Origin of the sequence: Sphingomonas panacisoli (genome assembly GCF_007859635.1) — a bacterium.
GTDB classification, from domain to species: Bacteria; Pseudomonadota; Alphaproteobacteria; order Sphingomonadales; family Sphingomonadaceae; genus Sphingomonas; species Sphingomonas panacisoli.
Genome location: NZ_CP042306.1, coordinates 1731247 through 1754972 on the forward strand (window position 1 = coordinate 1731247; position 23726 = coordinate 1754972).

Sequence of the window (23726 nt, forward strand, 5' to 3'; positions counted from 1 at the left end):
CGCTAACGGCTGAATCGTGCCGCCAGTTCGACATGCGTCGACCAGCGGAATTGCCCGACCGGCTGGACCCAATCGAGTGCGTAGCCGCCATCGCACAATGCGAGAGCATCGCGCGCGAAGCTGCTGGGATTACACGAAACATATGCGATGACCGGCGTCCGCGCCGAGGCCAAGGCCACGGCCTGATCGCGCGCGCCCGCCCGCGGCGGATCGAGGACGATCGCGTCGAAGCGGTCGAGCTCCTGGACCGTCAGCGGTCGGCGATAGAGATCGCGATGATCGGCGAAGACTTGTCGCCCCGCCTGCCCCGCCGCGCTCTTGAGCGACAGGATGGCGTCGCGCGCCGCCTCCGCCGCATAGACCTTGCCACCAAGCGACAGCGCGAACGTGCCCAGGCCGGCGAAAAGATCGGCGATAGTCGCCGCGCCTCCTACCGCCTCGCGCACCGCTGAGACCAAAGCCGCCTCGCCGTCCGCGGTCGCCTGCAGGAACGCACCGTGTGGGAACGGCACCGGAACGCCGCCGAGGGTTACCGTAACCGGCTCGGGTTCCCAGCGCGTTTCCGGTCCCAAGCCGTCGTCGATCGCGAAGCGCGCTACGCCATTGGCCTGGCAGAAGGCGATGATCGCTTCCGCCGCCGCGAGCCCGTCCGCTCGCGCTCCGACCAGCAAGTCCACCCCTTGATCGCATGAAGTCATCTGGATGTCGGCACGCCGCTTCATCCCCAACCGCGCCAACAACTTGCGCAGCGGGGCCACGACCGCGAACAATTCCGGCGCGAAGACATGGCATTCCTGAATATCGACCAGCGCGTGGCTCGATTGCTCGGTAAATCCGATACTTACGCGACCGCCTTTGGCTTCGGCGTGAAGCGTCGCGCGGCGGCGGGTGCGCGGCGGCGACAGGATCGGCGCGCGGATATCGGTCTCCAGATCATGCGCCGCCAATGCGGCCGCGATCCGATCTGTGACGAACTGTGCGTAGGCGGCGTCATCCAGGTGCTGGAGCTGGCATCCGCCGCATATCGGAAAATGGCGGCAGGGCGGCGCCTGGTGATGCGGGCCTGGCGTTACCGACCCGTCGGCGTTCAGCGTATCGCCAGGCGCCGCCAATGCGGCATAGCGGCCATCGGCGGTAACGCCCTCGCCCCGTGCGACGACGCGCATGATCGTGTCGGCTTTCATAGCGATGCCCTTACGGCGGAGAGTTCGCGGGCGAGGTCATCCGCGATGAACGATCCGCCCAGGCGCCGCGCCGCTTCGCCATGCATCCAGACCGCCGCGTCCGGCGCCTCACCCGCCGCAATCATGGCGCCAATCGCCCCCGCCAATACGTCGCCAGTCCCGGCGGTCGATAGCCAACTGCTCCCGGCGGGCGCGACGGTGACGTCACCGTGCGCGGTCGCGATGACCGTATCCGGCCCCTTGAAGACCACGGTCGCGGCCGATCGGGCCGCCGCACGAAGCGAAGCGTCGATCTTGCTGCCGCTATAGTCGCCGAACACCGCCTTGAACTCGCCGGCATGGGGCGTGAGAATCGTGGCGCTCCGCCGTCCGGCGACCATCTTCAATCGATCGGCATCGAGCAAGTGCAGCGCGTCGCCGTCGATCACGAGCGGCATGTCCGTTTCGATCGCCGTGTCGAGCTTCCGCTCGGCCTCCTTCCCCCGTCCCAGGCCCGGCCCCACCACGATCGCCGCCGCCTTCTTGCCGTCGAGCGACGTGCGCAACGCGCTGGGCGACCATTTTTGACGCACCAAGGCATGCGGCGGGTCTCCCGCCCCCGACTCATTGAACAGCAGGATATAGCCGGCCCCCGCCCGCATCGCCGCTTCCGCCGCCAGCGCACTCGCGCCGGGCATGTCGCCGCCGATCACCGCCACCAACCCGCGCGAATATTTGTGCGCGTCGGCGGGTGGCGGGCCGATGTCGGGCTTGGCCAGCACACGGTATGGGCTCAAGAGGTCGTGGAGCCCGATGTCGAGCACGCGGACCGCGCCACAGATCTGGGCAGCCGGCTCGAGCACATGGGCAGGTTTGAGCGCACCCAGCGCAAGCGTCAGCCGATAATGGCCCAGCGAGCGTGACAGCGCCGCGCCGCTGTCGGTATCGACGCCACTCGGCAGATCGACCGCGATCGGTAGGCGCGAACAAGCCACCAGCGAGCCCAACGTATCCGCCACGCGGGCATCCACCTCGCGCGACAGGCCGGTGCCGAAGATCGCATCGACCAATACCGGCGACTGTTTTTGTCGATCGATCAGATCGACGCCGAAAGGCTCGACATCTAGTCCCAACCCTTCGCACGCTTTCCGCGCCGCGTCGGTCTTTGGATCGCCCATGGCGGCGACGCGCACCTCGACGCCATTCTTGCGCAACACCCGCGCCGCGACATAGCCGTCGCCGCCGTTGTTGCCCGGTCCGCACAGGATCAGCACTGGCGATTCGGCGGCGAGGCGGCGAACGGCTTCGGCAACGCCGGCGCCTGCGCGCTCCATCAGTTCTTCGACGCTCGATCCCGCCGCGATCGCGCGGTCTTCCGCCGCGCGCATTTGGGCGGCGGTCAGGATCGGCTGGCCGTCGATCGGAGTCACTTGCCGTCCTTGGCTTTCACCGTCGCGGGCAGGCGATAGCGGTCGCCGCCGATCGCGACCTCGATCCGGCCGTCGCCGATCACCGTGACCTTGGCGCTTTCGGCACCATCGGCGGCGATCACGCCGCGGCCGTCGGTGACGACGAGGAGCCGGTGGAAGCCGTTGTCGGGGCGGCGAACGGTGAGGATCAAGCCCTCGGTCGATTGCGTCCGCTCGACGGTGCAGTCGCGCGCGAACGCCGTAGAGCCCGCCGCCGCGGCGCACTCGATCCGCTCGTCGCCGCCGGCAGCTGCTTGCGCGTTATCGATCGCGTTGGACATCGCACCGGGGTCGGCCGACTGCTGGCTGCATGCCGCCAGCAGCAGAGCCGGCAGGCCCGCGCTAGATATCCGCATAAACGTGCGTCTCCGCCGCGGCCCCGGGATGGGTGACGGCGCCTTGCGACGCGGGACCGACGTTTCGGGCATAGCGCCACAACGCGCCCGATTGATAGTCGTTCACGCGGTGTCGCCAAGCAGCGCGGCGCTGGGTGAGCACGTCGTCGGAAACGTCGAGATCGATCGTTCCGGCCTCGGCATCGATGCGGATCCTATCGCCATCCTCGATCAGCGCGATCGGCCCGCCATCGGCGGCTTCGGGGCCGACATGGCCGATGCAGAAGCCGCGCGTCGCGCCCGAGAAACGCCCATCGGTGATCAACGCGACCTTCTCGCCCATGCCCAGGCCGTAGAGCGCCGCGGTGGTCGACAGCATCTCGCGCATGCCGGGGCCGCCCTTGGGTCCTTCGTAGCGAATGACCAGCACTTCGCCCTCGTTGATCGATCGCGCCTCGACCGCGGCGAAACAATCCTCCTCGCAATCGAAACAGCGGGCGGGTCCTTCGAACTGCAGGCGGTGCATGCCGGCGACCTTGACGATCGCCCCATCGGGCGCGAGCGATCCGCGCAGGCCGACGACACCGCCGGTCGGGCTCAGCGGCGCCTTGACGTCATAGATGACCTTCTGATTGGGATTCCACGTAACTTCGTCGATATTCTCGCCCAGCGTCTTGCCGGTGACGGTCATGCACGAGCCGTCGAGCAGGCCGTTGTCGAGCATCGTCTTCATCAGCATGTAGACGCCGCCGGCCTCGTACATGTCCTTTGCGACATACTGTCCGCCGGGCTTGAGGTCGGCGATGTACGGCGTCGATTTGAACGCCTCGGCGACGTCGAACAGGTCGAATTCGATCCCCGCTTCGTTCGCCATTGCTGGTAAGTGCAGTGCCGCGTTGGTCGACCCGCCGGTCGCCGCCACCACGCGCGCCGCGTTGACGAAGGCGGCGCGGGTACAGATGTCGCGCGGGCGCAGGTTGCGCTCCAGCAAATCCATCACCTGATGCCCGGCAGCGACCGCGATCTGCTCGCGCGTGGTGTAAGGAGCCGGAGCCATATTGCTGTTCGGCAAAGATAATCCGATCGCCTCGCCGACGCATGCCATGGTATTGGCGGTAAACTGACCGCCGCACGCGCCGTGGCCGGGACACGCGACCTTTTCGAGCGCATGGACTTCGCTGAGCGGACACGTCCCAGCGGCATATTTACCCACGACTTCGAACACATCGACGACGGTGACGTCCTTATCGTGGAACCGCCCGGGCAGGATCGACCCGCCATAAACGAAAATCGACGGGATATTGAGGCGGAGCATCGCCATCATCATGCCGGGCAGCGATTTGTCGCACCCGGCGAACCCGACCAGCGCATCGTAGCAATGGCCGCGCACAGACAGTTCGACCGAATCGGCGATGACCTCGCGGCTGACGAGCGAGGATTTCATCCCCTGATGGCCCATGGCGATGCCGTCGGTCACCGTGATCGTGTTGAAGCGGCGCGGCATGCCGCCGTTGGCGATCACGCCCTCGCGCGCGGCGTCGGCTTGGTCGTCGAGGCGGGTATTGCACGGCGCGCTATCGTTGCCCGCGGAGGCGAGCGCGACGAACGGGCGCGCGATATCCTCCTCGGTGAGGCCCATCGCGTAATAGTAACTGCGGTGCGGGGCGCGTTCCGGGCCGACCGAGACGTAGCGGCTCGGCAGGGTCGATTTGTCGAAGCGTTGGGTCATAGCGCGACCGCCTATGTCGCGAGACGGGTCTTTTGCGCAAGACTATTACGCGAGGGTCGATTCAAGATACCACCAATCGGGGTGCATAGCGGCGATGGCGGCATGCGCGGCCCACCGCGCGGCGGCGTTGTCGAACAGCGCAAAACAGGTCGCGCCAGAACCTGACATGCGCGCCAAAGTGACGCCAGATTGCTCGGCCAGCTTGGACAACACCGCACCGATCGCCGGCGCAAGTTGGCGGGCGGGAGGCTCGAGATCGTTGCGGCTGTCCGCAATCTCCCCGAGCGCACCGCGATCGACTCCATCCCACCCGGCAAAAACCTTCGCAGTCGACACGGCAACGCGCGGATTGACCAGTAGGACCGGCGTATCCGCCAGCCCGTCGATCGGCGTCAGCTTCTCGCCCCGCCCTCCGCCGATCGCGCTCCTGCTGAGCAGGCAGGCGGGCACGTCGGATCCGAGCGACAGCGCAACGTCGAACATATCGTCGATCGCGACGCCTTGAAGTCGTCCAAGAGCGCGCAGCGTCGCCGCAGCATCGGCCGAGCCCCCGCCGATCCCCGACGCGACGGGAAGGTGCTTATCGAGCGTGATCGCGAGCGATGGCAATGGGCCGAACGTCGCGGCGAACGCGTCGCGTGCCGCGATGACGAGGTTGTTTCCTTCTCCGGACAGCGCCGACGCGAAGGGGCCGCTGACAGCGAAACTGTCCTGCTCCGCCTCGGTAATCGTCACCGCATCACCATCGCGGCAGAACGCGAACAACGTCTCGATCTCGTGATAGCCGTCGGGCCGCCGCGCGCGGACGTGGAGCGCGAGGTTGATCTTGGCGGGAGCGGGTTCGGTGATCATTGCTGTGCCCCGGCGAAGGCCGGGGTCCAGTTGCGACCGGCCCGAAGCTGGACTCCGGCCTCCGCCGGGGAACGGTTACATGTTGGGATAGTTGGGCCCCCCGCCTCCCTCCGGCACCACCCACACGATATTCTGCGTCGGGTCCTTGATGTCGCACGTCTTGCAGTGGACGCAGTTCTGGGCGTTGATCACGAACTTCGGATCGCCCTCTTCCTGACCGACGATCTCGTAGACCCCGGCCGGGCAATAACGCTGTGCCGGCTCGTCGTACATCGGCAGGTCGTAATCGACCGGGATGTTCGGGTCCTTGAGTGTCAGGTGGACCGGCTGATCCTCCTCGTGATTGGTATTCGACAGGAACACCGAGGATAGGCGGTCGAAGGTCAGTACGCCGTCCGGCTTGGGATAAACGATCGGTGCGACCATGTCCTTGCGCCACAGGCTCTTGTGGTCGGGATGATGCTTCATCGTGAAAGGCATTTTGATGCCGAACGATTCGAGCCACATGTTGATGCCGGCCAGCACCGTGCCGAATCCTTCGCCGAACTTCTCGACCAGCGGCAGGACGTTTCGGACGACCGACAGCTCCTTCTTCACCCAGCTGTTGTCGTAAGCATCTGTATAGGCGGTCAGTTCGTCGCCCTGGCGCTGCGAATGGACCGCGTCATAGCCGGCCTCGGCCGCCATCATGCCCGATTTCATCGCGGTGTGCGTGCCCTTGATCCGCGGCACGTTGAGGAAGCCCGCGGTATCGCCGATCAGCGCGGCGCCCGGCATCACCAGCTTCGGCACCGACTGATACCCGCCGTCGCTGATCGCGCGCGCGCCATAGGAAACGCGCTTGCCGCCCTCCAGGATCGCGGCGATCGACGGGTGCGTCTTCCAGCGCTGCATTTCCTGGAACGGAGAAAGATACGGGTTAGAATAATTGAGCCACGTCACGAAGCCCAAGGCGACCTGCCCATTGGCCTGGTGATACAGGAACCCGCCGCCGTTCGACCCGCTCTCGCTGAGCGGCCAGCCCTGCGAGTGGATCACGCGGCCGGCGGCGTGGTTCTCCGGCTTGATGTCCCACAATTCCTTGATGCCGAGGCCATAGACCTGCGGCTCGCAGTTCGCACGTAGGTCGAAGCGATCGACCAACTGACGCGTCAGATGCCCGCGCGCGCCTTCCGAGAAGAAGGTATATTTGGCGTGGAGCTCGAGCCCAGGCTGGTAATCGCCCTTGTGACTGCCGTCGCGCGCGACGCCCATGTCGCCGGTGGCGACGCCCTTCACGCTGCCGTCGTCATTGTAGAGGATTTCCGCCGCCGCGAAGCCCGGGAAGATCTCGACGCCCAACTCCTCGGCCTGCCCCGCCAGCCAACGGCACAGATTACCCAGGCTGCCGGTGTACGTGCCCTTGTTGTGCATGAAGCCGGGGGTGAAGATATGCGGCATCGAAAACCGCTTCTTCTTCGTCAGGATCCAGTGCTGGTTATCGTTGACCGGCACTTCCGCCAGCGGACAGCCCTTGTCGCGCCAGTCGGGGATCAGCTCGTCGAGCGACTTGGGATCGATCACCGCGCCGGACAGGATGTGCGCGCCGACTTCGGAACCCTTTTCGAGCACGCAGACCGCGATGTCGCCGCCCTTTTCGGCCGCAAGTTGCTTCAGCCGGATCGCCGCCGCCAGTCCCGCCGGCCCAGCGCCGACGATCACCACGTCGTACGGCATCGATTCGCGTTCGCTCATCCCCAGTCTCCAAACGCCGGTTGTCGTGTCACGACAACGGAATAACCCCGAAAGCGGTGCCAACGAATTGACCCCGCCGTCAACTATCGTCTCTATGGGCAACATATGGGGGCCGACCAGCATAACGATTGGCGCGCGAGCGTCGCCAGCGCGCTCGAATGGTGGCGCGACGCCGGGGTTGATTGCGAGATCGACGACAACCCGCGCGACTGGCTGGCGAAGATGCCGGCGCCCGACAAGCTGCCCGCCGCGGTGCGCGAAGCGCCGGTCGAGGCGTTCAAGCTGCCCGAAACGCTGGCCGAATTCGTCGAATGGCGGGTCGGTCCGGGGACGCCCGAGGCGGGCTGGCCGGGTCAGGCGCTAGGTACCCAGGGCGACGCCGCGACCGGCCTAATGATCGTCGTCGACATGCCCGATCGAGAGGACGACACGGCCGGCGCGTTGCTGTCGGGCAGCGCCGGACGGTTGTTCGACCGTATGCTCGCCGCGATCGGCCGCGACCGGCAATCGATCTACCTGACCGCGCTCGCCGTAAAGCGTCCGCCGGCGGGTCGGGTCACCGACGAAGCCGGGCAGCAGATGGAAGCCTTGATCCGCCATCACCTATCGCTCGCGGCGCCGAAACGCGTCCTCGCGCTCGGGAATGCGGCGAGTCGTGCGATCACAGGGTTGGACGTCGCCAATGCCCGTGGAAGTTTACGCGCTGTTCATCATGATAAGGGGACAAGTGAGGTCGTTGCGAGCTTTCACCCGCGCTTCCTGTTGGAGCGCCCTGCGGCGAAAGCGGATGCGTGGAGGGACCTCAGGGTGTTGATCGGGGGGCTGGAGTGAAAATCGCGTATCTGTTCGCCGCCACCGCGCTGGCGCTGACGCCCGTCGTGGCGAGCCCGGCGTTCGCCGCCGGCGATCCGCCGACGGGTGCGGTGATGACGCGCGGGATCCCCTCCCAACTCGATTCCGGTCAGCGCGACGGTTACCGCGCCGTATTCAAGGCGATCCGCGAACAACGCTGGGTCGATGCGCAGATTCAGCTGACCACGATGAAGCCCGGCCCGCTCCATTCGATCGCGGCGGCGCAACTCTATCTCGCCAAGGGATCGCCCAAGGTCGAGAACGACCCGTTGCTCGCGATCCTGGCCAACGCGCCCGAACTCCCGCAGGCGCCCGCGATCGCGAAGATCCTGATGTCGCGCGGCGTCGTCACGCCGGGCCTTCCCGTCCCGCAGAAGCTGATCTGGGCCAACGGCGCCTCTACCCGCGGCCGGGCCGCGACGACTAAATACGATCTCGCCAGCGCCGAACTCGCGCTCAAGATGCAGCCCTTCATCAAGGGCGACATGGGTCCCGAGGCGCAGGCACTGCTCGAAGCGACCCCGAACCTGACCCCCGACGCGCAGACCGAATGGCAACAGCGCGTCGCGTGGATCTATTTCCTGCAGGGCGACGACATGAACGCCCGCGCGATGGCCGCCAAGGCGAGCATCGGCAACGGCGACTGGGCGGTCCAGGGCCAGTGGGTCGGCGGGCTTGCCGCGTGGCGCCAGGGTGACTGCACCGCCGCCGGCCAGGCCTTCGTGTCGGTTGCGGCGCGCGCCAGCGACGTCGAACTGCGCGCGGCCGGGCTTTACTGGGCGGCGCGCGCCGACATGAAATGCGCGAAGCCGCAGCTCGTCGAAGCGCGGCTGAAGAATGCGGCACAGCTCGACGAGACGTTCTACGGCATGCTCGCGCGGCAGCAGCTCGGCATCAAGGAACAGCCCCGCGTTTCCGACGAGCTGATGCTCGCGGATTGGGACAAGCTGCAGAACCGCCCGAACGTCCGCGTCGCGGCGGCGTTGGTCGAGATTGGCGAGACCGATCTGGCCGATGACGTGCTCAAGCAGCAGGCGAAGATCGGCCCGTCGATCGAATATGCCTCGCTGGTCCGCCTGACCGAAACGCTCGACCTGCCCGAGACGCTGATGTGGCTCGGCAACAATTGCCCGCAAGGGGTCAAGGCGCCGACGATTGCGCGCTTCCCGGCGCCGAAATGGACGCCGGATGGCGGTTGGACGATCGACAAAGCGCTAGTCTACGCCCACGCACTCCAGGAATCGCGGTTCAAGCGCAACGTCATCAGCCCGGCCGGTGCCTATGGTTTGATGCAGATCATGCCCGCCGCCGCCGTCGATTACGCCCGCGAGCGCGGCATCACCGTCGATCGCGGCGCGCTGACGATGCCGTCGGTCAACATGGCGGTCGGCCAGCGCACGCTCGAACGGCTCAGCACGCAGAGCTTCGCTAACGGATCGCTGATCAAGGTGATGGCCGCCTACAATGCCGGGCCGGTGCCGGTCACCGAATGGAACGCCATCGTCAAGGATGGCGGCGACCCGTTGCTCTACATCGAATCGATTCCGTACTGGGAAACGCGCGGTTACGTAACGACCGTCATGCGCAATTACTGGATGTACGAGGCCAAGGACGGCCGCCTGAAATCGCCGAGCCGCGAAGCGCTGGCGCAGGGCAAGTGGCCGAAGTTTCCCGGGGCGAAATAAGCCTTTCCCGTGTTCCTGCGAAAGCAGGAACCCAGAGCCAAAAGCGAGCCGCCCGTAACCCTGGGCTCCTGCTTTCGCAGGAGCACGGTTTGGCCTAGGCCGGCTCCATGCCCATCGACCAAACCCGCGCGTTCCTTCCCGTCCGCATCGCCGTCCTGACGATTTCCGACACGCGCAGCTCGGCTGACGATAAATCGGGCGACACGCTCGTCGAGCGCCTGACCACCGCCGGCCACATCCTCGCCGACCGCGCGATCGAGCGTGACGATCTCGAAGCGATCGTGGAGCGCCTCGCGCACTTGATCGCCGACCCCGACATCGACGTCGTCATCACCACCGGCGGCACCGGCGTGACCGGCCGCGACGTCACGCCCGAGGCGGTCGAGGCGGTTGCCGAGAAGATGATTCCCGGCTTCGGTGAGGCGTTCCGCTGGCTGAGCTACGCCAAGATCGGAACCTCGACGATCCAGTCGCGCGCTTGCGCCTGCGTCGCCGGCGGCACCTACATCTTCGCCCTCCCCGGCTCGACCGGCGCGGTGAAGGACGGCTGGGACATGATCCTCCAGGATCAGCTCGACAGCCGCTTTCGCCCCTGCAACTTCGTCGATCTGATGCCGCGCCTGGCGGAGCGTTGAGCAGATTCGTCATCCCTGCGAAGGCCGGGATCGCTGGCCGCGCTGCGAATCACGCAACGGCCCCGGCCTTCGCCGGGGCGACGATCATGCCGGCTGCATCGCCGCCAGTTCATTCCCGTTCGGATCGCGGAAATGGAATCGCCGCCCGCCCGGAAACGCGAAGATCGGCTGGGTGATCGTACCCCCTGCCCCGGTCACCGCGGCTTCGGTCGCTTCGAGATCGTCCACCTGGATCACCGCCAGCGGCGCCGCGGTCCATTGCGACCGGTCGCCGTTCAGGCCGAGATCGGTCTGCCCCGTCATCGTTGCCGCATAGTCGTCGCCGAAATCGGTGAAGTCCCATCCGAACGCCGCGGCGAAAAACGCCTTGGTCGTCGCGGTACTTTGCACGGGCAGTTCGACATAGTTGAGCTTGGCCATCACCGTCTCCAATGTTCTTGCTATGTTCTATCGCACGCGATACATCGTGGCAATGGCAAAAGCCCGTCCCGTCCGCGGCGCCACGATCAACCGCGAGAGCAGCCGCTTCAACCTGCCCGAGCGGCTGGCCGATGGCGATTGGCTCGATGCGCTGGGGGATATCGACGGCGCGCCGCCCAAGCTCAAGACGAGCGTGACGGTCGAAACGCCGCGTACGATTATCACGCGTAACCAGTCCCCCGATATCGGCTTCGACCGCTCGATCAATCCGTATCGCGGGTGCGAGCATGGCTGCATCTATTGCTTCGCGCGGCCGACGCACGCCTATCACGATCTGTCGCCGGGGCTGGATTTCGAGAGCAAGCTGTTCGCGAAGCCTAACGCGCCGGTGCTGTTGCGCGAGGAATTGTCGAAACGCGGTTATGTCTGCCGTCCGATCGCGTTCGGCACCAATACCGATCCGTATCAGCCGATCGAGGCGCATTGGCAGATCACGCGCGAGTGCATCAAAGTCCTGGCGGAAACCGACCACCCGCTGACCATCACCACCAAGTCCGACCGCGTCGTGCGAGACATCGACCTGCTCGGCCCCATGGCGGCAAAGGGGCTGGCGGCGGTCGCAGTGTCGGTCACCTCGCTCGACCCCAAGATCGCGCGGACCGTCGAGCCCCGAGCCCCACACCCGGAACGCCGACTGACCGCGGTGCGCCGTCTGGCCGATGCCGGCGTGCCGGTATTCGTGTCGATCGCGCCGGTCATTCCCGCGATCACCGACCATGAGATCGAGCACATCGTCGAGCGCGCGGCCGAAAGCGGTGCACGGGGGATCAACTTCCTCCCCGTTCGCCTTCCTCACGAGGTCGCGCCGCTGTTCCGCGCCTGGCTCGACGAACATTTCCCCGACCGCGCCGGCAAGGTGATGGCGATCATCCAGTCGCTGCGGGGCGGCCGCGACAACGATCCGGATTTCTTCACGCGGATGAAGGGACAAGGACCCTGGGCGGAGCTGATCCGTACGCGCTTCCAAATCGCGATCCGCAAGCACGGGCTGAACCGGGAGCGGCTGGCGGTGCGGACGGATCTGTTCAGACCGCCGAGGGGGGCGCAGGGCGAGTTGTTCTAGAGCAAGATAACGAATCAGAGCGATATTTCGCGTGTTCGCGATAATTCTGGCGCGTTCTTCAATTGTGCGAACAGCGTGATTGAGCTTCGCATTGACGGTTGAAACTTCGTCACTTGAAATCGGATCCCCGTTCTCGGGGCATATCCATCGATCTTTCAACGATCCCATGCCGCCAGTAGATTCGGATAGGGCAGCAACAATCGCTGTGTCGTCGCCATCGCGTAGGCGCGTCTCGATGTCGCCCAAACGATCGTCGGACCAGCCGTTGGCGTATTGTGACAAGATAGATCGAGCGTCCGATATTGCATCGATTAGCGGCTGTAGTTCGCTACGCGCCATCGCCTATCGCCCAGCCCGGCTCTTCATCAACGGCTGAATCTTCGTCCCGAAATCCTCGACGCCCTGGACGAAATCATCGAACGTCAGCAGCACGCCACCGGTATTCGGCACTTCGGCCATCTCGTCGAGCATCCGCGCGATGCTCGCGTAGCTGCCGACCAGAGTCCCCATGTTGATGTTGACCGCTCCTTCGGGTGCGGCGAGCTGGCGGACGTTGGTGGTGGCGTTGACCTTATCGGCGGCGCCCTGATCCTTGAGCCAGGCGATCGCGTCGAGATCGACCCCGGCGTTGATGTGCTTCCACCGCGCCATCGCTTCCTCGTCGGTGTCGGCGGCGATGATCATGACGAGAACGAACACCGACACGTCGCGCCCGGTTTTCGCCGTCGCCTCGGCCAGCCGCTCGTTGTTGAATGCGAACGCGGTCGGCGTGTTGACGCCCTTGCCGAGGCAGAAGGCATAGTCCGCCCACTTGGCCGAGAAGGCGAGCCCCTCGTCCGACGACCCGGCACAGATGATCTTCATGTCGCCGTCGGGCTTGGGCCGGACGAGGCAGTCGTCCATCTGGTAATACTCGCCCTTGAAGTCGCTCCGCCCGGTCTCCCATAGCTCGCGCAGGATGCGAGCATATTCGTCCAACATCTGGTAACGATTGCGAAAATGCTCGTCGCCGGGCCACAATCCCATCTGGCTGTATTCGGGCCGCTGCCAGCCGGTGATCAGGTTTAGGCCGAAGCGCCCGTGGCTGATCGAATCGATCGTGTTGCACATGCGCGCGGCGAAGGCAGGCGGGATGACGAGCGTCGGACAGGTCGCGTAGATCTTGATCTTCTCGGTCACCGCGGCGAGCCCCGCCATCAGCGTGAAGCTTTCCAGGCCGTACTCCCAGAATTCGGTCCTCCCGCCGAACCCGCGCAGCTTGATCATCGACAGCAGGAAATCGAGCCCGTGCTTCTCCGCCGACTGCGCGATCTGTTTGTTGAGGTCGAACGACGGCATGTATTGTGGCGCGTTCTCGCTGATCAGCCAGCCGTTGTTGTTGATGGGCACGAAAACGCCGACTTGCATGGGCTTAGCTCCTGAGGAAATCGAGAACGATGCGATTGAAGGTGTCGGGATCGGTGACGTTGCACGCATGGCCGCCCCACTGGCCCATATAATTGTCGGGAAAACCGTTGTCCGGCAGACGATCGAGCAATCGATCCGATGCGATCGACGGCACCAGCACATCGTCACCGACGGAATAGATGAAGACGCGGTGTGCGATCTCACCCAGCCGATCCTGAACATCGAAGGCTCGAACCGCGGCGATGCGCTGCTCCGCCACCGCAACGCCTGGAAAATGGCTGATCGACGCCGCTTCCTCGTCTTCGAGATGCGGGGCGTCGAGTGTGAGCCAATTGGCGGGATAGAGAAAAATGGGCTGCGCGCGCACGAACGCTTCGACGCCGCTGTTGCGGAGTAGTGCCAGCCGCGCGTCGAAACAGCGGGCCGTATGTTTCTCCAACCGTCCCCAGCCGTTGATCACGACGAGCCTGCCCAATCGCTCCGACGCGGACAACGCCAGCGAAAGTCCGATCAATCCGCCCAGCGCGTGGCCGACCAGATCGGCCCGCGAAATGTCGAGCGCGTCGAGTAAAAGCACGACGTCGGCAGCCATATCCTCGACCGACAGCGACGCCAGCGGCGCGCGGTCGCTACGCCCTGTGCCGCGCTGGTCATAGGCAATGACGCGGAAATGCTCTGCCAATGCGGGGATATTCGGTGCCCAGTAATTCGCCGAGCCGCCGAGTCCCGAGGATAGGATCAGCGGCGGCGCATCGCGCCGCCCGTGCTCTTCGTAATAGAGGCCGCCGGCCTCAGCCAATGTGCGCGACCGACGCGATCTCGACCAGACAATCTGGCTTCACCAATTCGCACTTGATGCAGTAGCGCGCCGGCTTCGCGCCGGGAAAATATTCGGCATAGACCTGGTTGAAGGCGGCATAGTCGGCCAGGTCCTTGAGGAAGATATGGTTCATCGCGACATCGGCCATCGTCGCGCCCGCGGCTTCGAGCGTGGTCTTGATCACCTCGAGCACGTGCCGCGTCTGCGCCGCCGCGTCGCCGACATGGAGCACCGCCCCGCCCTCGCCCAGCGCCAGCACGCCCGAGACGTAGACGGTGTTGCCCGCCTTCGCGCCGGCCGAATAGGGCGCGATGGGGGTCGGGAATTGCGGCGGGTTGATGGGCTCGAACGCCATGACGTCAGTCCTTGCTATCTGATTGAGGAAGTTGACCGAATGAGCCGCAAAAGTCCGCGACGGTGCTGACCCAACCGAAGAATTTCTCGACGTTGTAGACCGTCGCATCCTGCATCGCGGGCGGGCCGAGATGATGCGTCGCATCCTCCAGCATCACGCCGAAATATTCGAGGTGGAAGCCGTCGCGCAGCGTGCTCTCGACGCAAACGTTGGTGGCGATGCCGACGAACACGATGTTGCGGATGCCGCGCGCGCGCAACGTGCTGTCGAGCTGCGAATTGAAGAAAGCGGAATAGCGCGTCTTGTGCAGCGTGATGTCACCCGGCTGCGGCTTGAGCGCGTCGACCAGTTCGTAATCCCACCCGCCCCGCGCGAGCAATTGCCCATCGAGTTCGGGCCGGGCGCGCATCGTCTTCAGCGCGTTCGACTTGTGCCAGTTGGGCGATCCCGGCCCGCCGGCTTCCTGATAGTCCGGGTCCCATCCGTTCTGGAGGTAGACGATCTGGACCCCGGCCGCCCGCGCCGTGTCCAGCACGGTCGCGATCTTGCCAATCGTTCCTGCTGCGCCGGCAATGTCGAACCCGGCAAGATCGACGTATCCTCCTTCGCTCGCATAGGCGTTTTGCATGTCGATCACGACGACCGCGGTTTCGTGCGGGGCGAGGCGAAGCGCCTCGGGCCGCGCCGCCAACGTCACGCCATTCTCGCCGGCGCTGCCGGTCGTCACCATGTCCATTTCGCCGAAGCTGCCGCCCGGCGCCGCAAAAGGCAAGCAAGCGCGTGCGACGGACTGTTCCGCACCTGGGCCACACCGCGCGGAGCGTCGCCAAAGCATCACGCGATCATCGCAAAAGCATCACATGACTTGCGCACCTTGATCGTCCAGCCGCCGATCGACGGCGGTCGATAATGGAGAAGCGCGATGGCCGACCCGACCCTCACCCCCGACGAAGAGATCGAAAACGCCGAGCATGACGAAAGCGGCCAGCCGGCCGCGACGCACCAGCACGAAACCGACGAAGAGTCGGACGACGACGATGCCGACGAAGACGAGGACGGCGGCGAAGGCTGATCGACCTCACTGACGGAAGGGTGGGTCTGCCCCGTCCCGCCCTTTCACGCCTTCAGGCCGCGCTGACCAACTTATAGTCCTTGTACCGCGTCCGAAGCTCGGTCTTCAGAATCTTGCCCGTCGCGGTGTGCGGTAGGTCGTCGACGAACAGGATTTCGTCGGGCAACCACCATTTGGCGACATGTTTGGCGAGATGGGCGGTAATCTCCTGCGGCGTCACGTCGCTACCAGGCTTGCGGACGATCAGCAGGATCGGGCGCTCGTCCCATTTGGGATGATAAACGCCGATCGCCGCCGCCTCATGGACGCCGGGACACCCGACCGCGGCGTTTTCCAGATCGACCGAGCTGATCCACTCGCCGCCCGACTTGATGACGTCCTTCGCGCGGTCGGTGATCTGCATCGTCCCGTCCGGATGGAGCACCGCGACGTCGCCGGTGTCGAACCATTGGTCGGCATCGACCGCGTCCTTCTCCGCCTTGAAGTACCGCTTTACCACCCATGGTCCGCGCACCTGGAGTCGACCGGAACTCGTCCCGTCGCGCGGTTGGACATTGTCGTCGTCGTCGAGCACGCGCAGTTCGATCCCGAACGGGATCTGGCCCTGCTTGCTGACGAGATCCAGCTGCGCGTCCTTGCTCAATTGCTCCCAATGCGGCGGCGGCGTACCCGCGGTGCCGATCGGCGATGTTTCGGTCATGCCCCACAGATGCTTGACGACCACGCCCATGCCCATGATCCGCTCGATCATGGCGCGCGGCGCGGCCGACCCGCCGATCGTGACTTGCTGGAGATGCTCAGGCACCTCGCCGGTCGCGTCCATGTGCTGGAACATCGCGAGCCAAACCGTCGGCACGCCGGCCGAATGCGTGACACCTTCCTGGTTCATCAGGCGGCAGATGACGCTCGCTTCGTTGGTCGCCGAATAGACGATCTTCGCCCCCGCCATCGCACACGCGAACGGCAAGCCCCAGGCCGCCGCGTGGAACAACGGCACGACCGGCAACACGACCGCGCGCGAGCTGAGGTTGAACACCCACGGCGCGACCTCCGCCATTGCATGGATCACGGTCGAACGGTGTTCGTACTGGACACCCTTGGGATTGCCCGTCGTTCCGCTGGTGTAGCAGATCATGCACGGATCGCGCTCCGGACCTTCGTGCCACGCATAGTCGCCGTCCTCGGCATCGAGTAGCGCCTGAAACCCGTCCGGCCCCAGATCGTCGAACGTGACATACTGCTCGATGCTGGTCCATTGCGACTTCAGGCGATCGACGATCGGCTGGAATTGCTTGTCGTAGAACAGCACGCGGTCTTCCGCATGATTGGCGATGTAGACGAGCTGCTCGTCGAACAGCCGGGGATTGATCGTGTGGACCACGCCGCCCATCCCGATCGCGCCGTACCAGGCGGTCAAGTGATGGTGATGGTTCATCGCCAGCGTCGCGACGCGATCACCCGGCTTGACGCCCCATTTCACCAACCGCTGCGCGAGCTTACGCGCATCGCGATGCGTACCCGCCCAATCGGTGCGCGTTTCGCGGCCGTCCGCCCAATAGCTGACCAACTCCCGCGACCCATGCTCGCGCGCCGCGTGATCGAGCAACCGCATCACGCGCAACTCGAAGTCCTGCATCGCGCCCAAGGTCATTACGCTCTCCAACTCATATCGTTGGAGTGCAGTATTCCGCGCCTAGCCTACGAGCGCAAGGCGTTGCGGCGCGGCGATCGCGATCTCGGCGCGCGTCACGCCGGGCAGCGACGCGATGCGGTCGGCCAGTTCGGCGTCGAGCAGGAAGTCGCGACCGAGCAGCAACGTCGCGGTGCGGCCATCGGACAAGGCCACCGTCAATCGCGCTTCGCCGCGCGCGCCGCGGGCCTCCGACAGGAGAGCGCCGATCGTCGGGATCGCGACGACATCGTCGATCGCGATCTCCAGCATCATGCGCGTCGTGTTGGCCAATGTCTCGAACGGTTGGATGCGCTTGATCGTGACGCGCGGGGTTTCCTCGCCGGCGCGGCGATCGAGTTCGACCGTCAGCAGTCCACAGCCGCCGTTGCGCGCCGCTTCCTCCAGGTCGCCGGCCACGATATCGTCGAAACAGGTGGCGACGAACTGGCCCGACGGATCGGACATCGTCGCCATCATGTAGCGGCGCCCCTTGGCGGAAGTGCGCCAGCGCGCTTCCTCGACCATCGCCGCCATGACGGCGCCTGCGCGGCCGTTTTCCGGGATTTGGATGTCGCCCAGATCGGCGAAGCGTCGCGCGCCGTGCAGCTTGGCCAATTGGGCGAAGCGGTCGACCGGGTGCGCGGAGAAATAGAAGCCGAACGCTTCCTTCTCCTGCTCCATCCGCTCGGCGAGGCTCCAGCGCGCCGACAGCGGCAGCTTGATGTGCGTACCCGACGCCTCGCTCTCGCCGAACAGCCCGCCCTGCCCGCTGGTCTTCTGGTCATGGACGCGCGCGGCGGTGGCGAGAATCGTTTCTGCGCACGCGAAGATGCCCGCACGATTGAGGTCGATCCCGTCGAACGCGCCCGCCGCTGCGAGCGTTTCGAGCTGGCGCTTGTTGAGCAGCCGCGGATCGACGCGGTGCGCGAACGTGTCCAGACTGTCGAACGCGCCCTTGCCGTCGCGCTCCTCGACCAGCCGCTCCATCGCGCCCTCGCCGACCGACTTTAGCGCGGCGAGCGCATAGCGAACGGCGAGGCCGCCCTCGACCGGCTGCACGTCGAACTCGGCCACGCTGTGGTTCACGTCCGGCGGCAGCACCGCGACATCGAGCCGGCGCATGTCGTCGACGAAGATCGCGAGCTTGTCGGTCAGATGCAGGTCGTAGCACATCGACGCGGCGAAGAATTCGTGCGGGCGATGCGCCTTCAGCCAGGCCGTCTGATATGCCAGCAGCGCATAGGCGGCGGCGTGCGACTTGTTGAACCCGTAGCCGGCGAACTTGTCGATCAAGTCGAACAATTCGTTCGCCTTGGCCTTGTCGATGCCGTTCGCTTCGAGGCAGCCCGCGACGAAATGCTCGCGTTGGGCGTCCATCTCGGCCTTGATCTTCTTGCCCATCGCGCGACGCAGCAAGTCGGCGCCGCCGAGCGAATAGCCCGCCAGCACCTGCGCGGCCTGCATTACCTGTTCCTGATAGACGAAGATGCCATACGTTTCGGCCAGAATCGGTTCGAGCAGCGGGTGCGGATAGGTGATCGGCTCCTGCCCGTTCTTGCGGCGGCCGAAGCTCGGGATGTTGTCCATCGGACCCGGTCGGTAGAGCGAGACGAGCGCGATGATATCGCCGAAATTGCTGGGACGGACGGCCGACAGCGTGCGCCGCATCCCTTCCGATTCCAGCTGGAACACGCCGACCGTGTCGCCCTTCTGGAGCAGCTTGTAGACGCCCTCGTCGTCCCAGGTCAGCGCGTCGAGATCGAGCGCGATGCCGCGTTTCGCCAGCAACTCGACCGCTTTTTTCAGAACCGAAAGCGTTTTCAATCCTAGAAAGTCGAACTTCACCAGCCCGGCGCCCTCGACATATTTCATGTCGAACTGCGTGACCGGCATGTCCGAGCGCGGATCGCGGTAGAGCGGGACGAGCTCGGCGAGCGGGCGGTCGCCGATGACAACGCCGGCAGCGTGGGTGGACGAGTGACGCGGCAGCCCCTCCAGCTTCATCGCGAGGTCGAGCAGGTGCCGCACATCCTTGTCGCCGCGATATTCGCTGGCGAGTTCACTGACGCCGTTGAGCGCGCGATCGAGCGTCCACGGATCGGTCGGGTGGTTCGGCACCAGCTTCGCCAGCCGATCGACCTGACCGTAGCTCATCTGCAACACGCGCCCGGTATCCTTGAGCACCGCGCGCGCCTTCATCGTCCCGAAGGTGATGATCTGCGCGACCTGCCCGCGGCCGTATTTCTCCTGGACGTAGCGGATCACTTCGCCACGCCGCGTTTCGCAGAAGTCGATGTCGAAGTCGGGCATCGACACGCGTTCCGGGTTGAGGAAGCGCTCGAACAGCAAACCGAGCTTGATCGGATCGAGGTCGGTGATCGTCAGCGACCAGGCGACGACGCTGCCCGCGCCCGATCCGCGACCAGGGCCGACCGGAATGTCATTCGACTTCGCCCATTGGATGAAATCGGCGACGATCAGGAAATAGCCGGGGAAGCCCATGCTGATGATGACGTCGAGTTCGAACTCCAGCCGGTCGCGATATTCCTGCTCCCAGCCGCTCTCGCGCGTCTCGAGCTCAGCGATACGGTCGATGCGCTGTTGAAGCCCTTCCCGCGCCCACGTCCGCAGCGCTTCCGCCTCCGCTTCCCGGTCACCCGCGAGGCTCGGCAGGATCGGCTTGCGCTTGGGCGCCGCGACCGCGCAGCGTTGCGCGATGACGAGCGTGTTGGCGATCGCTTCGGGCAAGTCCGCGAATAGGGTCCGCATGTCCTTGACCGGCTTCATCCAGGCGTCGGGCGAACTGCGCGGCCGGTCTTCGCTGGCGATGTAGCTCGACGAAGCAATGCACAGCATAGCATCATGCGCTTCGCCGAAGTCCTGGTCGGCGAAGCAGCACGGGTTGGTCGCGACGATCGGCAGGTTGCGGGCATAAGCGAGGTCGAGCAATTCGGCCTCGGCCTTGCCCTCCACGGGATCGAGCCGACGCGAAATCTCGACATAGAGCCGGTCGCCGAAGATCGCCTGCAGCCGATCGGCATAAGCCAGTGCGCGGTCCGGCTGATCCTCCGCGAACAACCGGGCGACCGCGCCCTCTCCACCCGCGGTCAACGCGATCAGCCCCTCGGCGCTGGCCGCCAGCGTATCGAGATCGACATGCGGCGCCTGTTCGACCGGGCGGCCGAGATGCGCTTCGCTGACCAACTTGCACAGGTTGAGGTAACCCGCCTGATCCTGCGCATACAGCGCGAGCCAGTCGATCGCGACCGCGGACCCCTCCGGCATGTCGGGCCGCGCGACGCCCAGCATCGCGCCGATGATCGGCTGCACCCCGGCGTCGATCGCCGCGTCGGAGAATTGCATCGCCGCATACAGCCCGTTGCGGTCGGTCAGCGCCGCCGCCGGAAACCCGAGCGAGCGCGCGGCCTTGGCGATCGCCTTGGGCTCGATCGCGCCGTCGAGCATCGTGTAGCACGAGAAGATTCGTAAGGGCACGAAGCCGGAATGGGGCATTCCCCGATGCTAGGCGGTCGGCCGCCGGTTTGAAAGGCGAGCCGCCGTTCTTTCCACAGCTTTTATCGCGTCGTCAGAGCAGCTTTTCGATGTCCGCCGCGATATCCTCGGGCTTGGTGGTCGGCGCGTAGCGTTCGACCACCTGGCCGTCCTTGCCGACCAGGAACTTGGTGAAGTTCCACTTGATCGCGTCGAACAGCAGCCCGCCCTTCTGCTTCTTCAGTTCGGTGTAGAGCGGATCAGCGTTGGAGCCGTTGACGTCGATCTTGCCGAACACCGGGAACGTCACGTCGTAGGTCAACGAGCAGAAGGTCGCGATCTCCTCGGCATTGCCCGGCTCCTGCGCGCCGAACTGGTTGCAGGGGAATCCCAGCACCTCGAACCCGCGGTCGGCATATTGGCGATGCAGCGCCTCCAGCCCTTCATATTGCGGGGTGAAGCCGCATTTCGACGCGACGTTCACGACCAGCAACACCTTGCCCGCAAACTCGCCCAGATCGGCGTCGCTGCCGTTTGCCGCCTTGACGTGAAAATCGGTGATCGCGGTCATGCGTCCCTCCCCTTATTGCAAATGCCCGTCGTGCAGCCGCACCACGCGGTCCATTTTCGCGGCGATGCGCTCGTTATGCGTCGCGATCAACGCCGCCGAACCTTCCTGGCGCACGAGCCGGAGCAATTCGGCGAGCACCACATCGGCGGTACCCTCATCCAGGTTGCCGGTCGGTTCGTCGGCCAGGATCAGCGCGGGGCGATTGGCGAGCGCCCGCGCTACCGCCACGCGTTGCTGCTCGCCGCCAGAGAGCTGGCTGGGTTTGTGCGTCAGCCGATGACCGAGCCCCAGCGTCGTCAGCAATTCGTTGGCTCGTGCATCAGCGTCCGCTCGCTCGGCCCCGTGGACGAGTTGCGGCAGCACGACGTTTTCGAGCGCGGTGAAATCGGGCAGCAGGTGGTGGAACTGATAGACGAATCCGAGCTGATCGCGGCGCGTCGTCGTCCGCGCGGCGGCGTCCTGTTGCGCGACTTCGACCCCGCCGATGCGGATCGACCCGCCGAACCCGCCCTCGAGCAATCCGACCGCCTGCAGCAACGTCGATTTGCCCGACCCCGACGGCCCGAGCAGCGCGACGATCTCGCCGGCGCCGATCGAGAAATCGACACCGCGCAGCACCTCTATCGTTTCGCCACCCTGGCTGAACGAGCGGGTCAGGCCGGCGGTGGAAAGAACGGCGTCACTCATAACGCAGCACCTGGACCGGATCGGTGCTCGCCGCCTTGAACGCCGGGTAGAGCGTTGCGAGGAACGTCAGCAACAGCGCGACGACGACGATCAGCGTGATCTCGACCGGGTTGGGCTGCGAAGGCAATTCGGTCAGGAACCGGATTTTCGGATCCCACAGATTCTGGCCGGTTATCCGCCCGACCAAGCCGAGGATTTGCGTGCGGATCGCCAGGGTGCCGAAGCCGAGCAAGGTACCGGAAATCGTGCCCAGCAGCCCGATCGTCACGCCCACGGTCATGAAGATACGCACCAGCGACCCGCGCGTCGCTCCCATCGTCCGCAGGATCGCGATATCGCGCGTCTTGGCGCGCACCAACATGATCAGCGACGACGCGATGTTGAAGGCCGCGACGAGGATGATGATGCAGCCGATCACGAACATCACGACCTTCTCGACACCGAGTGCCTCGAACAGTTCGGAATTCATGTCGCGCCAATCGCGGATCACCGCGCGCCCCTGCACCTTGGCGGCGAGCGGGCGCAGGATGTCGCCGACCTGGTCGGGATCGCTTGTCTTTACCTCGATCATACCGACCGTGTCGCTCGGCAGCAGCAGCAAGGTCTGCGCGTCCTCCATCGGCATCAGCACATAGGCCTTGTCGTAGTCGTAGACGCCTACCTCGAAGATTGCGCCAACGGTGTAGGATACCATCCGCGGGACGACGCCCATCGGAGTCGTCTGGCCAGCCGGGTTCCAGATCGTGATCTCGTCGCCGATCTGCACGCCGAGCGATTCGGCGAGCCGCGATCCGATCGCGACCCGGTTGCTGCCCGGCGTGACGTTGGAAAGCTTGCCGACCAGCACGTTGTCCGCAATCGACTTGTTCTTGCGCAGATCGTCGACTGCTAGGCCGCGCAACAGGATGAATTCCACCCGACCGTTGAAGGTCGCCATCAGCGGTTGCTCGATCAGCGGCGTCGCGCTGGTGACACCGGGGGTCGCCTTGGTCATGGCGAGCACCGTCTGCCAGTCGCGTAGCTGGCCGTTATAGCCCTGGACCACGGCGTGCCCGTTCAGTCCGACGATCTTGTCGAACAATTCCGCGCGAAAGCCGTTCATCACGCTCATCACGATGACCAGCGCCCAGACGCCGATCATCACGGCCCCCAGGCTGAACGCGGCGACCAGGGCGATGAACCGCTCGCCCTTGCCGGGGAGCAGATAGCGCCCGGCAATCATCCGTTCGTAGCGCGACAGGAGTATCAACAGGCCCTCACTCGTCCGCCCCCGGATAGCGACGCTCTAGGAGGCGCGAGGGTGGCTGGCAACCAAGGCGACGCTGTGGCGGAATCATCACAGCTTTGCCGCAATCGGTTTGCGAGACGCGGTTTGGCGATGACAAATTCGGACTCGCCGCCTAGCAAGCATCGTACGAAACGCAGGTCACAGGCCGTGGTTCGGGGATTGCTTTCAGCTCCGTCTGTAAAAGACGCGCGGGCGAAAGCTTCAAGGGGGCTGACGAGCAATCGTCACGCAGGCGACCGGGTCGGAAACGACCCGGTCGTTTGCATTTGGGCGAAGCGGATTAGGCAAGCCTAATCCGCGCTGCGCGAAGCGCATCGCCCAAAACCGGCCGCCGGGCCGCGACGCGGCCCGAGCGACGGCGGCTT

The 23726-nt window shown here is 65.2% G+C and carries 21 protein-coding genes; 5 read left to right on the forward strand and 16 right to left on the reverse strand.

Annotated elements, in window-relative coordinates; translation table 11 throughout:
- Nucleotides 1–2: 2 nt before the first annotated feature.
- The 6 genes from FPZ24_RS08865 to FPZ24_RS08890 all read right to left on the reverse strand — a co-directional run bounded on the left by FPZ24_RS08865 (nt 3) and on the right by FPZ24_RS08890 (nt 7282).
- Nucleotides 3–1184, reverse strand: coding sequence for a class I SAM-dependent RNA methyltransferase (locus tag FPZ24_RS08865; RefSeq protein ID WP_146571200.1), 1182 nt, complete (start codon nt 1182–1184; stop codon nt 3–5).
- A complete protein-coding gene (locus tag FPZ24_RS08870) occupies nt 1181–2593 on the reverse strand; it encodes an NAD(P)H-hydrate dehydratase (RefSeq protein WP_146571202.1) in 1413 nt (470 codons plus the stop codon). Before FPZ24_RS08870 ends, FPZ24_RS08865 begins: the two co-directional genes overlap by 4 nt.
- Nucleotides 2590–2988, reverse strand: coding sequence for a hypothetical protein (locus FPZ24_RS08875; RefSeq protein ID WP_146571204.1), 399 nt, complete (start codon nt 2986–2988; stop codon nt 2590–2592). Before FPZ24_RS08875 ends, FPZ24_RS08870 begins: the two co-directional genes overlap by 4 nt.
- On the reverse strand, nt 2975–4696 hold the full coding sequence (gene ilvD / locus FPZ24_RS08880; protein WP_146571206.1) for a dihydroxy-acid dehydratase: 1722 nt from the start codon (nt 4694–4696) through the stop codon (nt 2975–2977). Before ilvD ends, FPZ24_RS08875 begins: the two co-directional genes overlap by 14 nt.
- Nucleotides 4697–4741: 45 nt before the next feature.
- Nucleotides 4742–5548: a 4-(cytidine 5'-diphospho)-2-C-methyl-D-erythritol kinase gene (locus FPZ24_RS08885; RefSeq protein WP_146571208.1), complete on the reverse strand. Its 807-nt coding sequence runs from the start codon at nt 5546–5548 to the stop codon at nt 4742–4744.
- Between the two features lie 75 nt (nt 5549–5623).
- A complete protein-coding gene (locus FPZ24_RS08890; protein ID WP_146571211.1) occupies nt 5624–7282 on the reverse strand; it encodes an electron transfer flavoprotein-ubiquinone oxidoreductase in 1659 nt (552 codons plus the stop codon).
- Nucleotides 7283–7387: 105 nt separating this feature from the next.
- On the opposite strand from FPZ24_RS08890, the gene FPZ24_RS08895 reads away from it, so the two are divergent.
- The 3 genes from FPZ24_RS08895 (at nt 7388) to moaB (ending at nt 10454) form a co-directional block, all read left to right on the forward strand.
- The gene (locus FPZ24_RS08895; RefSeq protein ID WP_146571213.1) at nt 7388–8113 is read left to right on the forward strand and encodes a uracil-DNA glycosylase; all 726 of its coding nucleotides are present in this window, start codon (nt 7388–7390) and stop codon (nt 8111–8113) included.
- Nucleotides 8110–9819, forward strand: coding sequence for a lytic transglycosylase domain-containing protein (locus FPZ24_RS08900; RefSeq protein WP_338061642.1), 1710 nt, complete (start codon nt 8110–8112; stop codon nt 9817–9819). The genes FPZ24_RS08895 and FPZ24_RS08900 overlap by 4 nt, the downstream gene beginning before the upstream one ends.
- 107 nt (nt 9820–9926) lie before the next feature.
- Nucleotides 9927–10454 (forward strand): molybdenum cofactor biosynthesis protein B, encoded by a 528-nt coding sequence (gene moaB / locus FPZ24_RS08905; RefSeq protein ID WP_146571215.1) that lies wholly within the window; start codon nt 9927–9929, stop codon nt 10452–10454.
- An 84-nt stretch (nt 10455–10538) separates the two neighbouring features.
- On the opposite strand, the gene FPZ24_RS08910 is transcribed toward moaB, so the two are convergent.
- Entirely contained in the window at nt 10539–10874 is a 336-nt protein-coding gene (locus FPZ24_RS08910; RefSeq protein WP_146571217.1) for a VOC family protein, read from the reverse strand.
- Nucleotides 10875–10926: 52 nt separating this feature from the next.
- On the opposite strand from FPZ24_RS08910, the gene FPZ24_RS08915 reads away from it, so the two are divergent.
- Nucleotides 10927–11997: a PA0069 family radical SAM protein gene (locus tag FPZ24_RS08915; RefSeq protein WP_146571219.1), complete on the forward strand. Its 1071-nt coding sequence runs from the start codon at nt 10927–10929 to the stop codon at nt 11995–11997.
- Nucleotides 11998–12339: 342 nt separating this feature from the next.
- On the opposite strand, the gene rutA is transcribed toward FPZ24_RS08915, so the two are convergent.
- Genes rutA through rutB form a run of 4 tightly spaced genes read right to left on the reverse strand, consistent with a single transcriptional unit; the run spans nt 12340 to nt 15315 of the window.
- The gene (gene rutA, locus FPZ24_RS08920; RefSeq protein WP_146571221.1) at nt 12340–13404 is read right to left on the reverse strand and encodes a pyrimidine utilization protein A; all 1065 of its coding nucleotides are present in this window, start codon (nt 13402–13404) and stop codon (nt 12340–12342) included.
- Nucleotides 13405–13408: 4 nt separating this feature from the next.
- Nucleotides 13409–14203 carry a pyrimidine utilization protein D gene (gene rutD, locus FPZ24_RS08925; RefSeq protein ID WP_146571223.1) on the reverse strand — a complete coding sequence of 265 codons (795 nt, stop codon included), beginning with the start codon at nt 14201–14203 and terminating at the stop codon, nt 13409–13411.
- The gene (gene rutC, locus FPZ24_RS08930) at nt 14196–14579 is read right to left on the reverse strand and encodes a pyrimidine utilization protein C (protein ID WP_146571225.1); all 384 of its coding nucleotides are present in this window, start codon (nt 14577–14579) and stop codon (nt 14196–14198) included. The genes rutD and rutC overlap by 8 nt, the downstream gene beginning before the upstream one ends.
- 4 nt (nt 14580–14583) lie before the next feature.
- Nucleotides 14584–15315 carry a pyrimidine utilization protein B gene (gene rutB / locus FPZ24_RS08935; protein WP_146574316.1) on the reverse strand — a complete coding sequence of 244 codons (732 nt, stop codon included), beginning with the start codon at nt 15313–15315 and terminating at the stop codon, nt 14584–14586.
- 186 nt (nt 15316–15501) lie between these two features.
- On the opposite strand from rutB, the gene FPZ24_RS17155 reads away from it, so the two are divergent.
- Nucleotides 15502–15651, forward strand: coding sequence for a hypothetical protein (locus FPZ24_RS17155; RefSeq protein ID WP_186728700.1), 150 nt, complete (start codon nt 15502–15504; stop codon nt 15649–15651).
- 52 nt (nt 15652–15703) lie between these two features.
- Here FPZ24_RS17155 and FPZ24_RS08940 read toward each other — a convergent pair whose 3' ends face one another.
- From FPZ24_RS08940 to FPZ24_RS08960, 5 genes are all read right to left on the reverse strand, one after another.
- A complete protein-coding gene (locus FPZ24_RS08940) occupies nt 15704–17302 on the reverse strand; it encodes a long-chain fatty acid--CoA ligase (RefSeq protein WP_146571227.1) in 1599 nt (532 codons plus the stop codon).
- A gap of 42 nt (nt 17303–17344) precedes the next feature.
- Nucleotides 17345–20836 carry a DNA polymerase III subunit alpha gene (gene dnaE, locus FPZ24_RS08945; RefSeq protein WP_146571229.1) on the reverse strand — a complete coding sequence of 1164 codons (3492 nt, stop codon included), beginning with the start codon at nt 20834–20836 and terminating at the stop codon, nt 17345–17347.
- A 73-nt stretch (nt 20837–20909) separates the two neighbouring features.
- Nucleotides 20910–21386, reverse strand: coding sequence for a glutathione peroxidase (locus tag FPZ24_RS08950; protein WP_146571231.1), 477 nt, complete (start codon nt 21384–21386; stop codon nt 20910–20912).
- Between the two features lie 12 nt (nt 21387–21398).
- Nucleotides 21399–22073 (reverse strand): ABC transporter ATP-binding protein, encoded by a 675-nt coding sequence (locus tag FPZ24_RS08955; protein ID WP_146571233.1) that lies wholly within the window; start codon nt 22071–22073, stop codon nt 21399–21401.
- Entirely contained in the window at nt 22066–23319 is a 1254-nt protein-coding gene (locus FPZ24_RS08960) for a lipoprotein-releasing ABC transporter permease subunit (RefSeq protein WP_146574318.1), read from the reverse strand. The genes FPZ24_RS08955 and FPZ24_RS08960 overlap by 8 nt, the downstream gene beginning before the upstream one ends.
- Nucleotides 23320–23726: the final 407 nt, after the last annotated feature.

What these genes read in the sequence shown, in the direction of transcription:
- moaB (WP_146571215.1), top strand. Translation starts at nt 9,927, where the DNA reads ATGCCCATCGACCAAACCCGCGCGTTCCTTCCCGTCCGCATCGCCGTC.
- FPZ24_RS08910 (WP_146571217.1), bottom strand. Translation starts at nt 10,874, where the DNA reads ATGGCCAAGCTCAACTATGTCGAACTGCCCGTGCAAAGTACCGCGACG.
- dnaE (WP_146571229.1), bottom strand. Translation starts at nt 20,836, where the DNA reads ATGCCCCATTCCGGCTTCGTGCCCTTACGAATCTTCTCGTGCTACACG.
- FPZ24_RS08915 (WP_146571219.1), top strand. Translation starts at nt 10,927, where the DNA reads ATGGCAAAAGCCCGTCCCGTCCGCGGCGCCACGATCAACCGCGAGAGC.
- FPZ24_RS08885 (WP_146571208.1), bottom strand. Translation starts at nt 5,548, where the DNA reads ATGATCACCGAACCCGCTCCCGCCAAGATCAACCTCGCGCTCCACGTC.
- FPZ24_RS08875 (WP_146571204.1), bottom strand. Translation starts at nt 2,988, where the DNA reads ATGCGGATATCTAGCGCGGGCCTGCCGGCTCTGCTGCTGGCGGCATGC.
- rutB (WP_146574316.1), bottom strand. Translation starts at nt 15,315, where the DNA reads ATGGACATGGTGACGACCGGCAGCGCCGGCGAGAATGGCGTGACGTTG.
- FPZ24_RS08895 (WP_146571213.1), top strand. Translation starts at nt 7,388, where the DNA reads ATGGGGGCCGACCAGCATAACGATTGGCGCGCGAGCGTCGCCAGCGCG.
- FPZ24_RS08955 (WP_146571233.1), bottom strand. Translation starts at nt 22,073, where the DNA reads ATGAGTGACGCCGTTCTTTCCACCGCCGGCCTGACCCGCTCGTTCAGC.
- FPZ24_RS08950 (WP_146571231.1), bottom strand. Translation starts at nt 21,386, where the DNA reads ATGACCGCGATCACCGATTTTCACGTCAAGGCGGCAAACGGCAGCGAC.
- rutA (WP_146571221.1), bottom strand. Translation starts at nt 13,404, where the DNA reads ATGCAAGTCGGCGTTTTCGTGCCCATCAACAACAACGGCTGGCTGATC.
- ilvD (WP_146571206.1), bottom strand. Translation starts at nt 4,696, where the DNA reads ATGACCCAACGCTTCGACAAATCGACCCTGCCGAGCCGCTACGTCTCG.
- rutC (WP_146571225.1), bottom strand. Translation starts at nt 14,579, where the DNA reads ATGGCGTTCGAGCCCATCAACCCGCCGCAATTCCCGACCCCCATCGCG.
- FPZ24_RS08890 (WP_146571211.1), bottom strand. Translation starts at nt 7,282, where the DNA reads ATGAGCGAACGCGAATCGATGCCGTACGACGTGGTGATCGTCGGCGCT.
- FPZ24_RS08865 (WP_146571200.1), bottom strand. Translation starts at nt 1,184, where the DNA reads ATGAAAGCCGACACGATCATGCGCGTCGTCGCACGGGGCGAGGGCGTT.
- FPZ24_RS17155 (WP_186728700.1), top strand. Translation starts at nt 15,502, where the DNA reads ATGGCCGACCCGACCCTCACCCCCGACGAAGAGATCGAAAACGCCGAG.
- FPZ24_RS08940 (WP_146571227.1), bottom strand. Translation starts at nt 17,302, where the DNA reads ATGACCTTGGGCGCGATGCAGGACTTCGAGTTGCGCGTGATGCGGTTG.